A 14,556-nucleotide genomic window follows, 5' to 3' on the forward strand; every position below is an offset into this window, starting at 1 on the left:
CGTTGAACCTGATGTGAGTTCCTTGATCGCCTCGACCCCTTTCTCCGTGCTCGACCGCTCCCGCACCCGCGAGGGCCACCCGCCCGGCGAGGCGCTGCGTGACACCGTGCGGCTGGCGCGGGAGATCGAGGACCTGGGCTATCACCGGTTCTGGGTGTCGGAGCACCACGGTGTGCCAGGGGTCGCCGGTTCCGCGCCGACCGTGCTGGCCGCCGCCGTCGCCTCGGCCACCCGGACCATCCGGGTCGGGACGGGCGGGGTGATGCTGCCCAACCACCAACCCCTGATCGTGGCGGAGCAGTTCGGGGTGCTGGAGTCGCTGTTCCCGGGCCGGATCGACATGGGCCTGGGCCGCTCGGTCGGCTTCACCGACGGCGTGCGCCGGGCCCTGGGCCGCGACAAGGGCGACGCCGACGACTTCGCCGTACAACTCGCCGGACTCCTCGACTGGTTCCGCGGCACCTCACCCACCGGCGCCCACGCACGCCCCTCGGAGGGCCTCGCCGTTCCGCCGTTCGTGCTCGCGATGGGCGAGGGCGCTGATATCGCGGCCCGGGCCGGTCTGCCGATGGTGATCGGCGACCTGCGCAACCGGGAGAAGATGCGGCGCGGGATCGACCACTACCGCGCCCGCTTCCGCCCCTCCCCCTGGGCCCCGCAGCCGTATGTCGTCATCTCGGGGACGATCGCCGTGGCCGCCACCCCCGAGGCGGCCCGACGGCTCCTCGTCCCGGAGGCGTGGTCCATGGCGTACTCGCGCACCCAAGGCACGTTCCCGCCGCTGCCGTCCGCCGAACGTGTGGAGCAACTGGCCATGTCCGACAAGGAGTTCGGCTTCTACGAGGCCGGGCTGACCGGACAGCTCGCGGGCACCGAGGAGCAGGTGGCCCACGAGCTGGAGACGGTGCTGAAGGAGACGGGCGCGGACGAGGTCCTCGTCACCACCAGCACCTACGACCGCGAAGCCCTGCTGGACTCGTACCGGCGGCTCGCCCGCATCGCCTCGCTCACGGGGTGAGCACCATCCGGAAACGCGCGGCCCCGGACAGCATCCGCTGATAGGCCTCGCCGGCCTGGTCCAGGGGCACGGTCTCCACCATCGGGCGGATGCCGTGCAGGGTGCTGAAGGCCAGGGTGTCCTGCACGTCCTGCGCGGTGCCGGACGGATGGCCCCGAACCACCTTGCCGGGCATGATCAGTTGGAACGGGCTGATCCCCAGCGGCGCGCTGTCCGCGCCGATGACCACCAGCTCGCCGCGGTGGCGCAGCCCCTCCACGGTCGCCGCGGCGGCGTCGGCGTTGCCCGCCGTGGCCAGCACCACCTTCGCGCCGCCCAACGCGCGCAGCGCCTCGGCGACATCGGTGTCCGCCGTGCTGTCCACATAGTGGTGCGCGCCCAACTGCTTGGCGAAGTCGGCCTTTTCGGCGCCGCGCGCGATCGCCACGGTCTCGAATCCCATCGCGACCGCGTACTGCACACCCAGGTGACCGAGACCGCCGAGTCCGAGTACGGCCACCAGGTCGCCCGGCCCCGCCGAACTGCGCCGCAGCCCGTTGAAGGTGGTCACGCCCGCACAGCCCATGGGCGCGGCAGCACTGGCCGACAGGCCCTCGGGGATCCGGGCGAGCGCGTCGACGGGCGCGATGGTCATTTCGGCGAAGCCGCCGTCGTAGGCCCAGCCGGGCACCTTCAGGTTCTCGCAGACGATGAAGTCGCCCTGCCGGCAAGGGGTGCAGTGGCCGCAGCTGCCGCCGAACCAGCCGACCGCCACCCGGTCGCCGACCCGCCAGCCCCGGTCCGCGGTGCCCTCGCCGAGCGCGTCGATCCGCCCGGCGACCTCGTGCCCGGTGACGAGCGGGAACCGCACGCCCGGCACTCCGGCGTCGACGAAGAAGGTGTCGCTGTGGCAGATCCCGCACGCCTCCACGGCGATCCGCACATGGCCGGGGCCCGGTTGCTGCACCTCACGCTCGACGACCTCGAACTCACCGCCGGCGGCACCGACTTGCGCGACTCGATAACTGCTCATACCTGTCTCCCGGAGGGATGCGAATACGGCCTGGTCAGGCGCAGGGCGGTGGGCACACGCGACTCTGCGGCGACCGCTTTCCGTGTCTTCCAACGTGGCACAGCACAGGCACCACCGCACCCCCGCAGGTCGGCGGGCGTCACCCGGCGGGGTCGCATAGACTCGCCGGGTCATGCACAGCCCCCACGACCCCTACGTCCGCGTCCGCGGCGCCCGCGAGCACAACCTCCAGGGCGTCGACGTCGACATCCCGCGGGACGTGCTGGCCGTGTTCACGGGCGTCTCCGGCTCCGGGAAGTCCTCCCTCGCCTTCGGCACGATCTACGCGGAGGCCCAGCGCCGCTACTTCGAGTCGGTCGCGCCGTACGCCCGCAGACTGATCCACCAGATCGGCGCCCCGAAGGTCGGCGAGATCACCGGCCTTCCGCCCGCGGTCTCGCTCCAGCAGCGCCGCTCGACCCCCACCTCCCGCTCCTCGGTGGGCACGGTCACCAACCTCTCCAACTCACTCCGCATGCTGTTCTCCCGCGTCGGCGACTACCCGCTCGGCGCCGAACGCCTCGACTCGGACGCCTTCTCCCCCAATACGGCGGCGGGCGCGTGCCCGGAGTGCCACGGGCTCGGCAGGGTGCACCGTACGACCGAGGAGTCCCTGATCCCCGACCCCTCCCGGTCGATCCGCGAGGGCGCGATCGCCGCCTGGCCGGGCGCCTGGCAGGGCAAGAACCTGCGCGACATCCTCGACACCCTCGGCCACGACGTCGACGTGCCGTGGCGCGAACTCCCCGCCGAACAGCGGGAGTGGATCCTGTTCACGGACGAGCAGCCGGTGGTCACGGTCCATCCGGTCCGGGACGCCGACCGCATCCAACGCCCGTACCAGGGCACGTACATGAGCGCCCACCGCTATGTCATGAAGACCTTCTCGGACACGAAGAGCCCGACCCTACGGGCCAAAGCGGAACGCTTCCTGACCAGTGCACCCTGCCCGGTCTGTCGAGGCAGCCGACTGCGCGCCGAGTCCCTGGCGGTGACCGTGGCGGGCCGCACGATCGCCGACCTGGCCGCACTCCCCCTCACGGAACTGACGGGCACCCTCGACGCGACCTCGGAGGCGGCCCGCGTCCTCACCCAGGACCTCAAGTCCCGCATCTCCCCCGTCCTCGAACTCGGCCTCGGCTATCTCAGCCTGGACCGCGCGACCCCGACTCTTTCGGCGGGCGAGCTGCAACGCCTGCGCCTGGCAACACAGTTGCGCTCCGGACTCTTCGGCGTCGTCTACGTCCTCGACGAACCCTCCGCCGGACTGCACCCCGCCGACACCGAGGCCCTGCTCACGGTGCTGGCGCGGCTGAAGTCGGCGGGCAACTCGGTGTTCGTGGTGGAGCACCACCTCGACGTGATGCGCGCCGCCGACTGGCTGGTGGACGTGGGCCCACTGGCCGGCGAACACGGCGGCCGGGTGCTGCACAGCGGCCCCGTGGCCGACCTGGCGAAGGTGAGGCAATCGGCGACAGCGCGCTACCTCTTCGACCACACCCCCGCACCGGCCCGCGAAGTCCGTTCGCCGCAGGGTGAGTTGAAGGTCGGCCCGATCACCCGGCACAACCTGCGGGACGTGACAGCCGGCTTCCCCCTGGGTGTGTTCACCGCCGTCACCGGCGTGTCCGGCTCCGGGAAGTCGACGCTGATCGGCGAGATCACCGAGGAACTGCCGGGCGTGGGACGACTGGTGTCGGTCGATCAGAGACCGATCGGCCGCACCCCGCGCTCGAACCTCGCCACCTACACCGGCCTCTTCGACGTCGTCCGCAGGGTGTTCGCGGCCACCGACGAGGCACGGCAACGGGGTTACGGCGCAGGGCGGTTCTCCTTCAATGTGCCGGGCGGGCGCTGCGAGACCTGCCAGGGCGAGGGATTCGTCAGCGTCGAGCTGCTCTTCCTCCCGAGCACCTACGCACCCTGCCCCGACTGCGGCGGGGCCCGCTACAACCCCGAGACACTCCAAGTGACGTACCGGGGACGGAACATCGCCCAGGTCCTCAACCTGACGGTGGAGGCCGCGTCCGACTTCTTCGCGGACACGGACACCCCGGCCGTGGCCCGCAGCCTCACCACACTCCTGGACGTAGGCCTCGGCTACCTGCGACTGGGCCAGCCCGCCACCGAACTCTCCGGTGGCGAGGCCCAACGCATCAAGCTGGCAAGCGAGTTGCAGCGCACCCGACGCGGCCACACCCTCTACCTCCTCGACGAACCGACCACCGGCCTCCACCCCGCCGACGTCGAGGTCCTCCTCCACCAACTCCACGGACTGGTCGACGCGGGCCACACCGTGGTGGTGGTCGAGCACGACATGGCGGTGGTGGCGGGCGCGGACTGGATCGTCGACATGGGCCCGGGCGGCGGGGAGGAGGGCGGCAGGATCGTGGCAGCGGGCCCGCCGCGGGAGGTGGCGGAGGCGGCAGGAAGCACTACGGCCCCTTATCTACGAAGGGCACTGGCAACCCCTTAGGGGCGCGAGGCCGTATCAATCTGCGGCTCCGCCCCGCCGCGTGGACGCGACCCGCCCCCACGCACCCGCAGCCCTAGCGCAACAGACCGGCAACCAACTCACGGGGCAACCCATGAGTGTCATGCAGATAGCGATAGTTCTCCTCACTCAGAGGACCTCGAAACTGCGGCCGGGACAGCACCCGCCGCCCCCGCTCCAGAAGCAGATCGAACCGCCGCTCCTCGTCCACCAGCACCTCGCTCACGGTGCCGCCGCCGAGGGACTGACGAAAATGGTCGAGCGTGTGCTCGACAAGCTCCCCCGGCAGATCTCCCAGCGTGCGCGAGGGATCATCGCGCCGCAGGACGGTGAGCAGCCGCCGGACGAGCCGCCGTAGGACATATCCACGGCCGGTGTTGGACGGCCGCACCCCGTCCCCGAGGATCACGACACTCGACCGCAGATGATCGCAGACCACCCGCACGGAACGCTCGTCCAGATCCCACAACTGCGGGATCCGTCGCATCCACGGCTCGAACAGGTCCGTCTCATAGACCGAGCTGCGGCCTTGGAGGACGGAAACAAGCCGCTCCAACCCCATCCCCGTGTCGACGTTGACCTGCCGCAGCGGCACCAGCTCACCGTCCTCGCCACGGTCGTACCGCATGTGCACGTGGTTCCAGATCTCCACCCAGCGCGGGTCGGTGGTCGGGCTCCCCTCCGGCGGGCCGTCGCCGGTCCAGAAGAAGATCTCGGAGTCGGGGCCGCAGGGGCCGGTCGGTCCGTTGGACCACCAGTTCTCGTCCTGGGTCGGTTCCACGGGCAGGCCCAACTCCCGCCAGGTGCAGTGGGATTCAAGGTCGGTGTCGAAGACGGTGACGTACAGCTTCTCGGGTGGGACGCCGAAACCGTCGCGGAGGAGTTCGTAGCCCCAGCGCAGGCTCTGCGGATGGTCGTAGTCGCCCAGCGACCAGGAGCCGAGCATCTCGAACACGGTCAGGTGGGTACGGTCGCCGACCTCGTCGAGGTCGGTGGTGCGCAGACAGCGCTGGACGTCGACCAGGCGCCGCCCCTGTGGATGGGGGCTGCCCTGCAGGTACGGCGTGAGCGGGTGCATGCCGGAGGTGGTGAAGAGGACCGGGTCGGACGGTGGTGGCAGGAGTGTGCTGCCGGTGATCGGCTCGTGCCCGCGTTCGCGGTAGAAGTCGAGGAAGGTGCGGACGGTGTCGTCGGTGTTCATGGCGGTTGGGTCCTTCGGGTCGGGTGGGGACCGGAAGGGACCGCTGGGCAGGGTGCGAGGGGGGGTGGAAACGACACGTCCCGGCGGTCCGTTTCCGGCCGCCGGGAGAGGTGGGTGAGGTCAGGCGTCGGCAGCCGGCGAGCTGGTCGCTCGCGCGGTCGCGGTGCCGGTGTGCCTGATGATCCTCATGGCCGCGACGCTAGCAGGACGCCTCCGCGTCGTCCTGCGAATTTTCACCGGGGTCCGCACCACCGAGGTGCAGTGGTCCGGGTGCTGGGCCCGGCCCGACACTCCGGTCTGTGCCGCGTGGGCGAGGGAGCGGCGGTCGGGGTGGCTGCCGGGAGCTATGGTCTCCCCCACCTCGACGTCGGCGACCAGTCCGCGCGTCGACACCACCCGCCACACCGAGGTCAGCAACGAGTCGCTGCCCACGAAGGCGGGGGCCGTGCTGGCCGTGCCGCTGTCGGTGAGGTAGTGCAGGCCGACCGGCTGTACGGGCACTCCCGCGTCCAGCGCGGCCTGGAAGACGGCCCGCCGGAAGTGTCCCTGGGCCAGGCCGCACCAGGTGCTGCCCTCGGGGAAGACGGCGACCGCTCCGCCGGCCCGCAGGGCGCCCGCGATGGAGGCGACCGTCTCGGGCAGGGCGCGCAGCCGGTCGCGGTCGATGAAGAGGGCGCCGCTGCCCGCGGTGAGTGGCCCGGCGACGGGCCAGTGCCGGATCTCGGCCTTGGCCAGCATGCGGGCCGGGCGTACGGCGGCCATCAGGGGGATGTCCAGCCACGAGATGTGGTTGGCGACCAGCAGCAGTCCGCCGGTGGGCGTGGTGCTTCCGGTGATGCGGAGCCGGATGCCGGCGGCCCGGACGATGGTCCGGCACCACCAGCGCACCGCGCGGGCGGGGATGCGCCCGCCGATGGGTGTGAGGGCGGCCCCGACTGCCACCACGACCAGTACGGCCACGAATCTCAGCACGGCGCGCGGTAGGGCCGTGACGGACCCCGTCGACCCGATGCACGTCCTGGGGGTGCAGGGCGCGCTGGGCAGCCAGACGCTCATCAGGCCGGGACGAGCGAGAGGAAGTGCCGCAGATAGCGCGGGTTGACCCGGCGCATCGACAGCAGCACGTACAGGTCGGCGACCCCGAAGTCCGGGTCGTGGGCGGGCTCGCCGCAGACCCAGGCGCCGAGGCGGACGTATCCGCGCAGCAGCGGCGGGAGTTCGACGCGGTCCGTGGGGCGGGTGACGCCGTCCGGGCTCCAGGGCAGCAGGGGCCGTACCCGGAACTCCTCCGGCGCGAGGTGCTTGGCGCTGACCCGGTCCCAGGTGCCGGCGGCGAGGGCGCCGCCGTCGGCGAGCGGGATCGAGCAGCAGCCGGCGAGCCATTCGTGGCCGCGGTCGACCATGTAGCGGGCTATGCCGGCCCAGATGAGGCCGATGACCGTGCCGTCGCGGTGGTCGGGGTGGACGCAGGAGCGGCCGACCTCGACGAGGCCCGGGCGGATCGAGTCGAGGGGGGCGAGGTCGAACTCGCTCTCCGAGTAGAGCCGTCCGGCGACCGCGGCGCGCTCGGGCGGCAGCAGCCGGTAGGTGCCGACCACCTGCCCGGTGACCGTGTCGCGGACGAGGAGGTGGTCGCAGTAGGCGTCGAAGGCGTCCACGTCCAGGCCGGGCTGCGGGCTGGACAGGAGGGCGCCCATCTCACCGGCGAAGACGTCGTGCCGCAGCCGCTGCGCGGCACGCACATCGTCCTCGTCACGGGCGAGCGTGACGGTGTAGCGGGTCGGCGCGGCGGGCTGCGAGGGACGGTCGAGGGTGGAAACGCCGGTCATGGCTCTCCCTGATCACGGGCCGGGTTCGGCGAAGGAACAAGCTGGCCGGTTCCGTATGTCCAGCCGCAACAGTTCTTCCTACGCCGGGCGTCCTGCGCGTGACCTGTGCCCGGAGCCGGGATGTGGGGTTGTTGAACGGCGTCCCCACACCCGGACCATCAGGGTGTGCCGTTCACTTCGGCGGGGCGCACCGCCCCAGCCACTCCCGGGTCTCGTCGGCGCCGAGCACCCGCTCCAGCACCAGGTCACCGGTCATCCCGGGGAAGAAACGGCCGGCGGGCCAGCCGCGTTTGTACGGTGCCGGGTCGAGGACCAGCAACCGTACGCCTTCAACGACCGGGATGTCGGTGGGAGTTCCCTCGTTCCACACCCATTCGCCGCCCGGGGTCACGAGGTTGAAGGATCCGGTGGTCGGCACCTGCCCCGGGGCGTCCCGGCACACGGCCGCCTCCTGCGCGGAGGGCGCCTGCCCGGGTATGTGTCCGCCGCCGATGAGGACGTCGGCGAGGAGGGTGTGCAGTTGGAAGGTGTCGCCGATGCCGGTCATCCGGAGCAGGTAGCCGGTGCCGGTGGGGCGGTGCAGGGCGAGGAGCGGTTCGTCGTCGAGGACGAGGAGGGCGTAGTGCAGGCACTTGAAGCTGTCGCCGGACGCCTCCTGTACGGCACGCAGGGCGTCCAACAGGCCAGTGCGCAGGGCGGGTTCGAGTGCCGTGCGCACCGAGGGGCGGTTCAGCATCGACACGGTGGCCATCTCCCAGCGGGGCAGTAGCCACCAGCCAAAGGTGGCGTCCCGTCCGGCCCGTTCGAGTACGGCGGGTTCCGGGTCGCCCGAGTCCGGATCGGGCAGGTCTCCTCCCCCGGTCGCCGCCCAGCGCTCGCAGAACTCCCCGGCGGAGCCTAGGGCCGCGGCGAGCCCGTCGAAGACGTACGGACCGCACAGCGTCGCGTCCGCGCCCCGTTCGACACAGGCGCCGACCGCCACGGCCGTCAGGGCTCGCGGCCCCACGGGCATGTCCGGCAGCAGTGCCGCGAGACGGGGCCCGGCGGCTACGAGCTCATGCTCCGCCGCCTTGTCGAACCGGCCGTACATGTCCTGGAGCAGGCGCTGGGCCCGCTCGCCGTCCCGCTCGCGCACAGCGGTCTCGAACCCCGTGACGGCGTCGAGAAACCGCTCCTTTCCCCTGCCTGTGAAGATCATGCGCGCAGCTTACCGAGCGGCTCGATGCCTGGCGGGACCGGGGATGAGCACCATTCCCGGTCCCGCCCGTCCGCATCTTGTCGGCGAACGTTCTTGTCCCGTAAGGGAGTTCGCAGGGGAGTTCAGCGCTTGGCGACCTTGCGCGTCGCCCGCAGCCACTCCTTGTTCATGGCGGTGATGGAGACCAGCGGGATGCCCTTCGGGCAGGCGGTGGCGCACTCGCCGGCGAGGGTGCAGCCGCCGAAGCCCTCGTCGTCCATCTGCGCGACCATGTCGAGGACGCGGGTCTCGCGCTCGGGTGCGCCCTGCGGGAGCACGTTGAGGTGGTTGATCTTGGCCGAAGTGAACAGCATCGCCGCCCCGTTGGGACACGCGGCCACGCACGCCCCGCAGCCGATGCACTCGGCGTGCTCGAAGGCGAAGTCGGCGTCCGGTTTGGGGACGGCGGTGGCGTGGGCCTCGGGGGCGGCCCCCGTCGGGGCGGTGATGTAGCCGCCGGCCTGGATGATCCGGTCGAAGGCCGAGCGGTCCACCACCAGGTCCTTGACGACCGGGAAGGCCGAGGCGCGCCACGGTTCGATGTCGATCGTGTCGCCGTCCTGGAAGGACCGCATGTGCAGTTGGCAGGTGGTGGTGCGCTCGGGGCCGTGCGCGTCGCCGTTGATGACCAGGCTGCACGCGCCACAGATGCCCTCGCGGCAGTCGTGGTCGAAGGCGACCGGGTCCTCTCCCTTGAGGATGAGCTCCTCGTTGAGGGTGTCGAGCATCTCCAGGAACGACATGTCCGTGGAGATTCCGTCCACTTGGTAGGTGGACATGGCGCCTTCGGCGTCTGCGTTGCGTTGCCGCCAGACGCGCAGGGTGAGCTTCATGCGTAGCTCCGCTGAGTGGGGTGGACGTACTCGAAGACCAGGTCTTCCTTGTGCAGCACGGGAGACGATCCGGTGCCGGTGAACTCCCAGGCGGCGGCGTAGCTGAACTCGTCGTCCCTGCGCGCCGCTTCGCCGTCCGGGGTCTGCGACTCCTCGCGGAAGTGCCCGCCGCAGGACTCGGCGCGGTTGAGCGCGTCGAGGCACATCAGCTCGGCGAGTTCGAGGTAGTCGACGACGCGGTTCGCCTTCTCCAGGGACTGGTTGAACTCCTCGCCGGTGCCCGGGACCTTGATCCGCCGCCAGAACTCCTCACGGATCTGCGGGATGCGCTCCAGCGCCTTGCGCAGTCCGCTGTCGGTACGGGCCATTCCGCAGAACTCCCACATGAGCTCGCCGACTTCGCGGTGGAAGGAGTCGGGGGTGCGGTCGCCGTCGACGGAGAGGAGGAGGTTGAGACGGTCCTCGGTCTCCGCCAACACCTCCTGCACGGCGGGGTGTTCGACGGTGATGTCCTCGTGTCCGGGGTGTCGGGCGAGGTAGTCGTTGATGGTCGCCGGGAGGACGAAGTAGCCGTCGGCGAGACCCTGCATCAGCGCGGAGGCACCGAGCCGGTTGGCGCCGTGGTCGGAGAAGTTGGCCTCCCCGATCGCGAACAGGCCCGGGATCGTGGTCTGGAGGTCGTAGTCGACCCAGAGGCCGCCCATCGTGTAGTGCACGGCGGGATAGATCCGCATCGGGACCGTGTACGGGTCCTCGGCCGTGATCCGGGCGTACATGTCGAAGAGGTTGCCGTACTTCTCCTCGACGGCCTTGCGGCCCAACCGCCGTATGGCGTCGGCGAAGTCGAGGTAGACGCCCTGACCGCCGGGGCCGACGCCCCTGCCCTCGTCGCAGACGTTCTTGGCGGCTCGGGAGGCGATGTCGCGCGGCACCAGGTTGCCGAAGGACGGGTAGATGCGCTCCAGGTAGTAGTCGCGCTCGTCCTCGGGGATCTGGTTCGCCGGACGCGTGTCGCCCTGTGCCTTCGGCACCCAGATCCGGCCGTCGTTGCGCAGCGACTCGCTCATCAGGGTGAGCTTGGACTGGTGCTCGCCGGTGCGCGGGATGCAGGTGGGGTGGATCTGCGTGAAGCACGGGTTGGCGAAGAGCGCTCCGCGCCGGTGCGCGCGCCAGACGGCGGTGGCGTTGGAGTTCATGGCGTTCGTCGACAGGTAGAAGACATTGCCGTAGCCGCCGCTGGCGAGGACGACGGCGTCCGCGAAGTACGTGTCGATACGGCCGCTGATGAGATCGCGCGCCACGATCCCGCGTGCCTTCCCGTCGATGACGATCAGGTCGAGCATCTCGGTGCGCGGGTGCATCTCGATGTTCCCGACGGCGATCTGCCGGGACAGTGCCTGGTAGGCGCCGAGCAGGAGTTGCTGTCCTGTCTGACCGCGGGCGTAGAACGTCCGTGACACCTGTACGCCGCCGAAGGAACGCGTGTCGAGCAGGCCGCCGTACTCCCGCGCGAACGGCACGCCCTGCGCCACGCACTGGTCGATGATCTCGACGGAGATCTGCGCGAGGCGGTGGACGTTGGACTCGCGGGCCCTGAAGTCGCCGCCCTTGACGGTGTCGTAGAAGAGGCGGTGGACGGAGTCGCCGTCGTTGCGGTAGTTCTTCGCCGCGTTGATGCCGCCCTGCGCCGCGATCGAGTGGGCGCGGCGCGGGGAGTCCTGGTAGCAGAACTGGACTACGTGGTAGCCCTGTTCGGCGAGAGTGGCGCCCGCGGAGCCGCCCGCGAGGCCGGTGCCCACGACGATCACCGTGTGTTTGCGCCGGTTGGCGGGGTTGACGAGTTTGGCCTCGAAACGGCGGGTGTCCCAGCGCTCGTTGATGGGGCCGGTGGGGGACTTGGTGTCGGTGACGGGGTCGCCGGTCGTGAAGTCGGCGTATTCATGGGCCATTTCAGCTCACCACTCCGGTCATGACGCCCACGGGGACGGCGATGAAGCCGGCGGTGAGCAGCAGTGCGAGGACATTGGCGGTCGACTTCAGAGCGCGGTCGCGGCTGCGGCTGCCCGCGCCGAGGGTCTGCGCGGCGCTCCAGAAGCCGTGCCGGACGTGCAGGCCGAGGGCGAGCATCGCGACGATGTAGATGGTGTCGCCGTACCAGGTGGAGAAGGTGTCCACGACGTTCTGGTACGGGTGGCCCTCCTGGAAGCCGCCTGAATGCACGGTGCCGGTCGTCAGGTCGAGGATGTGCCAGACGATGAACAGGGCGAGGATGATCCCGCCCCAGCGCATGGTGCGGGTGGCATACGTCGCCCGGGGCTTCTTGTGCACGTACTTGCTGGGGCGCGCCCTGATGTCGCGGCGGCTGAGCTGGTACGCGGAGACGGCGTGTGCGATGACGGCGACGACGAGGACGATCCGGATCAGCCAGAGCGTCCACTCGTAGTGCATGAAGGGCTCGCCGACGGTGCGCAGCCAGTGGGCGTAGTGGTTGAACTCCCCCGCGCCGAAGAAGATCTTCAGGTTCCCGATCATGTGGACAACCAGGTACAGCAGCATGATCAGGCCGCTGACCGCCATCACTGTCTTCTTGCCGACGGAGCTGTCCCACACCGTGCGCGCCATCGACGGCCGTCGGTCCGTCCGCGTTGCCAGAGCCATGACTACGGACGTTAGGCGCCGGAGAGTCGATCGGTCCAAGACATGATCTGCCTGGTTTCCATAGGCTACGACTATCGTGGGTGGATGCAGTTCCAGCAGCTCCAGTACTTCGTGGCCGTCGCCGAGACCCGGCACTTCACCCGCGCCGCCGATCTCGTCCATGTCGCGCAGCCCTCGCTGTCCCAGCAGATCAAGGCGCTGGAGCGGGAGTTGGGCGCGGATCTGTTCCTGCGGGCGCGGGGGAACATCACGCTCACCGACGCGGGCGAGGCGCTGCTGCCGCTGGCCCGGCGGATCCTGGCCGACGCGGACACGGCCCGGCACGAGGTCCTCGAACTGGTCCAGCTGCGCAGCGGCCGGATCCGCCTCGGCGCGACGCCGAGCCTGTGCACGGGCCTGCTGCCGGATGTGCTGCGCGCCTTCCACGACCGCTATCCGGGCATCCGGCTGCTGATCGAGGAGGGCGGTTCGCACGATCTCGTACGCGAACTCGCGCGCGGCGCCCTGGACCTGGCCCTGGTGGTGCTGCCGCTGCCCACCCCGTCACCGGCGCTGACGACGGTGGAGCTGCTGCGCGAGGACCTGGTGGTCGTGTCGTCTCCGGAGGCGGCGGTGCCGGGGCGTGGGCGGACGGTGCGGATCTCCGATCTGGAGGGCGAGCGCCTGGTGATGTTCCGGCACGGCTACGACCTGCGCGAACTGACTGTCGCCGCGTGCCGCGCGGAGGGCTTCGAACCCGACTTCGCGGTGGAGGGCGGCGAGATGGACGCCGTCCTCGGCTTCGTACGGGCGGGGCTCGGTGTGGCCGTAGTGCCGCGCATGGTCGCCACGAAGTCCGGTCGCGGGCTGCGGGTGACCCCACTGGCCCGGCCCGGGCTGCACCGGACGATCGCGCTCGCGCATCGCAGCGATGTGGCTCCGCCGCGGGCCGCCAGAGAACTGCAACGGATGCTGCTGGAGCGCTGATCGTCCGTAACATGAACCCTTCGCGTACGAGGGGGGAACCAGAGATGCGAAGAACATGGCTGGCCGGCGTGCCGCTGCTCGGGCTGATACTCGCGGGCTGTACGGGCTCGGGAAGTACGCCTTCCGGCGAGTCGTACCGGACGACGGTCTCGGCACCCGGAACGCCCAGCGCCTCGCCGACCGCCGCCGTCGGCGCCGGGTGGAACGCGTGGACCGCTTCCTACTCCGCGGCGGAGGGCCGTTGCGAGGCGACGGCTCATCAGGTCGTGTGCCGCACCGGTTCCGGCGGGTTCGTCGGGCGGTCCCGCAGCACCGGCCAGGTCACCTGGTCCGTCCCGCCGGCCGACCGCGGCAAGGACGCCGACCTTGTCGTCGACCCGGCCACCGAACGGGCCGTGACCAGTTCCGGCAAGACGCTGCGCGCGGTGAATCTGCGCACGGGCAGGGTCGCCTGGACACGCCCGCTGACCGACGCCAGCATCCCCGCGGTCCTCGGCGCGGCGGACGGCACCGTCTACGCCGTCGAGAATCCGGACGTGAACGAGAGGGGCATCACCCTGGCCGCCTTCCGGATGTCCGACGGCGAGTCGCTGTGGAGCCGCACCTTCCACGCGGACTCGTACGGGGGCGTCGCCGCCTTCGGGGGCCGTGTCTACACCACCGACGGCACGAAGGTCACCGCCCGTGACGCGCGTACCGGCGACGCCGTGGCGACCACCCCCAAGGGTGTCGAGTGCGCCAACCTCATCTCCGGTGGCCACTACCTCGTGTGCACCGGCAGCCCGTACTCCGCCGGGGACGTCTTTCCGCCGCTCCAGCGCCTGGACCCGGTCACGCTCCGGCCGATGAAAACCGCCGAGGACACCGGCGACAAGCCCGAGCGCGGTGTGATCTCGTCCGACGGTGTGCTCGTGCTGTTCGAGGCCGGCGCGGAGGACACGAGCGCCGGTTCCTGGAACGCGTACGACCTCGTCCACCCCAAGAGGTTGTGGAGTTACTACGACACCACGGAGGAGGGGGAGTTGGCGGGTGACCGGTTCGTCACCTTCACCCCGGGCAACGACGCCGCCGTCAGGGACCGGGTGATCTCGATCGACCTGCGCGCCGGTCCGAAGGGGACCGGCGACGCCGCGCCGCGCATGTCCCCGCGGTACTCACAGGCGAGGGACGGGGAAGGCCCCCGGCTCGTCGTGCCGGGCGGTGACCCGGACCATGTCGTCGTGCAGGCGGGCACCCATCGCAGTCTGCGGTCGATCCCGCTGCCCTGAG

Annotated in this window: 12 protein-coding genes; 4 read left to right on the plus strand and 8 right to left on the minus strand. The window is 70.6% G+C overall.

The window, feature by feature from the left end:
- The first annotated feature begins 13 nt into the window (after window positions 1-13).
- Window positions 14-1,018, plus strand: a complete 1,005-nt coding sequence (locus OC490_RS07670) for an LLM class flavin-dependent oxidoreductase (protein ID WP_262057049.1) — start codon at window positions 14-16, stop codon at window positions 1,016-1,018.
- On the opposite strand, the gene OC490_RS07675 is transcribed toward OC490_RS07670, so the two are convergent.
- On the minus strand, window positions 1,008-2,030 hold the full coding sequence (locus OC490_RS07675) for an alcohol dehydrogenase catalytic domain-containing protein (RefSeq protein WP_262057050.1): 1,023 nt from the start codon (window positions 2,028-2,030) through the stop codon (window positions 1,008-1,010). The genes OC490_RS07670 and OC490_RS07675 overlap by 11 nt on opposite strands.
- A 172-nt stretch (window positions 2,031-2,202) precedes the next feature.
- On the opposite strand from OC490_RS07675, the gene OC490_RS07680 reads away from it, so the two are divergent.
- Window positions 2,203-4,545 (plus strand): excinuclease ABC subunit UvrA, encoded by a 2,343-nt coding sequence (locus tag OC490_RS07680; protein ID WP_262057051.1) that lies wholly within the window; start codon window positions 2,203-2,205, stop codon window positions 4,543-4,545.
- A 73-nt stretch (window positions 4,546-4,618) separates the two neighbouring features.
- Here the strand turns inward: OC490_RS07680 and OC490_RS07685 are convergent, their stop codons facing one another.
- From OC490_RS07685 to OC490_RS07715, 7 genes are all read right to left on the minus strand, one after another.
- The gene (locus tag OC490_RS07685) at window positions 4,619-5,764 is read right to left on the minus strand and encodes an alanine--tRNA ligase-related protein (RefSeq protein ID WP_262057052.1); all 1,146 of its coding nucleotides are present in this window, start codon (window positions 5,762-5,764) and stop codon (window positions 4,619-4,621) included.
- A 120-nt stretch (window positions 5,765-5,884) separates the two neighbouring features.
- Entirely contained in the window at window positions 5,885-6,820 is a 936-nt protein-coding gene (locus OC490_RS07690) for a lysophospholipid acyltransferase family protein (RefSeq protein ID WP_262057053.1), read from the minus strand.
- Window positions 6,820-7,593, minus strand: coding sequence for a GNAT family N-acetyltransferase (locus OC490_RS07695; RefSeq protein ID WP_262057054.1), 774 nt, complete (start codon window positions 7,591-7,593; stop codon window positions 6,820-6,822). The genes OC490_RS07690 and OC490_RS07695 overlap by 1 nt, the downstream gene beginning before the upstream one ends.
- Window positions 7,594-7,765: 172 nt before the next feature.
- On the minus strand, window positions 7,766-8,791 hold the full coding sequence (locus OC490_RS07700) for a hypothetical protein (protein WP_262057055.1): 1,026 nt from the start codon (window positions 8,789-8,791) through the stop codon (window positions 7,766-7,768).
- A gap of 122 nt (window positions 8,792-8,913) precedes the next feature.
- The gene (locus OC490_RS07705; protein ID WP_262057056.1) at window positions 8,914-9,663 is read right to left on the minus strand and encodes a succinate dehydrogenase/fumarate reductase iron-sulfur subunit; all 750 of its coding nucleotides are present in this window, start codon (window positions 9,661-9,663) and stop codon (window positions 8,914-8,916) included.
- Complete coding sequence (locus tag OC490_RS07710) at window positions 9,660-11,612, minus strand: fumarate reductase/succinate dehydrogenase flavoprotein subunit (protein WP_262057057.1); 1,953 nt, start codon at window positions 11,610-11,612, stop codon at window positions 9,660-9,662. The genes OC490_RS07705 and OC490_RS07710 overlap by 4 nt, the downstream gene beginning before the upstream one ends.
- A 1-nt stretch (window position 11,613) precedes the next feature.
- Entirely contained in the window at window positions 11,614-12,285 is a 672-nt protein-coding gene (locus tag OC490_RS07715) for a succinate dehydrogenase (protein WP_262057199.1), read from the minus strand.
- Between the two features lie 120 nt (window positions 12,286-12,405).
- Here OC490_RS07715 and OC490_RS07720 point away from each other — a divergent pair, with 120 nt between their 5' ends.
- Window positions 12,406-13,287 carry a LysR family transcriptional regulator gene (locus OC490_RS07720; protein ID WP_262057058.1) on the plus strand — a complete coding sequence of 294 codons (882 nt, stop codon included), beginning with the start codon at window positions 12,406-12,408 and terminating at the stop codon, window positions 13,285-13,287.
- 44 nt (window positions 13,288-13,331) lie between these two features.
- Window positions 13,332-14,555 (plus strand): PQQ-like beta-propeller repeat protein, encoded by a 1,224-nt coding sequence (locus tag OC490_RS07725; RefSeq protein ID WP_262057059.1) that lies wholly within the window; start codon window positions 13,332-13,334, stop codon window positions 14,553-14,555.
- The last annotated feature ends 1 nt before the right edge of the window (window position 14,556 follow it).

Origin of the sequence: Streptomyces sp. STR69, from assembly GCF_024519455.1 — a bacterium.
GTDB lineage: Bacteria > Actinomycetota > Actinomycetes > Streptomycetales > Streptomycetaceae > Streptomyces.

Excerpts from the sequence above, each read along its gene's own strand:
- OC490_RS07725 (WP_262057059.1), top strand. The coding sequence starts at position 13,332 with ATGCGAAGAACATGGCTGGCCGGCGTGCCGCTGCTCGGGCTGATACTC.
- OC490_RS07715 (WP_262057199.1), bottom strand. The coding sequence starts at position 12,285 with ATGGCGCGCACGGTGTGGGACAGCTCCGTCGGCAAGAAGACAGTGATG.
- OC490_RS07710 (WP_262057057.1), bottom strand. The coding sequence starts at position 11,612 with ATGGCCCATGAATACGCCGACTTCACGACCGGCGACCCCGTCACCGAC.
- OC490_RS07720 (WP_262057058.1), top strand. The coding sequence starts at position 12,406 with ATGCAGTTCCAGCAGCTCCAGTACTTCGTGGCCGTCGCCGAGACCCGG.
- OC490_RS07690 (WP_262057053.1), bottom strand. The coding sequence starts at position 6,820 with ATGAGCGTCTGGCTGCCCAGCGCGCCCTGCACCCCCAGGACGTGCATC.
- OC490_RS07705 (WP_262057056.1), bottom strand. The coding sequence starts at position 9,663 with ATGAAGCTCACCCTGCGCGTCTGGCGGCAACGCAACGCAGACGCCGAA.
- OC490_RS07680 (WP_262057051.1), top strand. The coding sequence starts at position 2,203 with ATGCACAGCCCCCACGACCCCTACGTCCGCGTCCGCGGCGCCCGCGAG.
- OC490_RS07695 (WP_262057054.1), bottom strand. The coding sequence starts at position 7,593 with ATGACCGGCGTTTCCACCCTCGACCGTCCCTCGCAGCCCGCCGCGCCG.
- OC490_RS07675 (WP_262057050.1), bottom strand. The coding sequence starts at position 2,030 with ATGAGCAGTTATCGAGTCGCGCAAGTCGGTGCCGCCGGCGGTGAGTTC.
- OC490_RS07685 (WP_262057052.1), bottom strand. The coding sequence starts at position 5,764 with ATGAACACCGACGACACCGTCCGCACCTTCCTCGACTTCTACCGCGAA.
- OC490_RS07700 (WP_262057055.1), bottom strand. The coding sequence starts at position 8,791 with ATGATCTTCACAGGCAGGGGAAAGGAGCGGTTTCTCGACGCCGTCACG.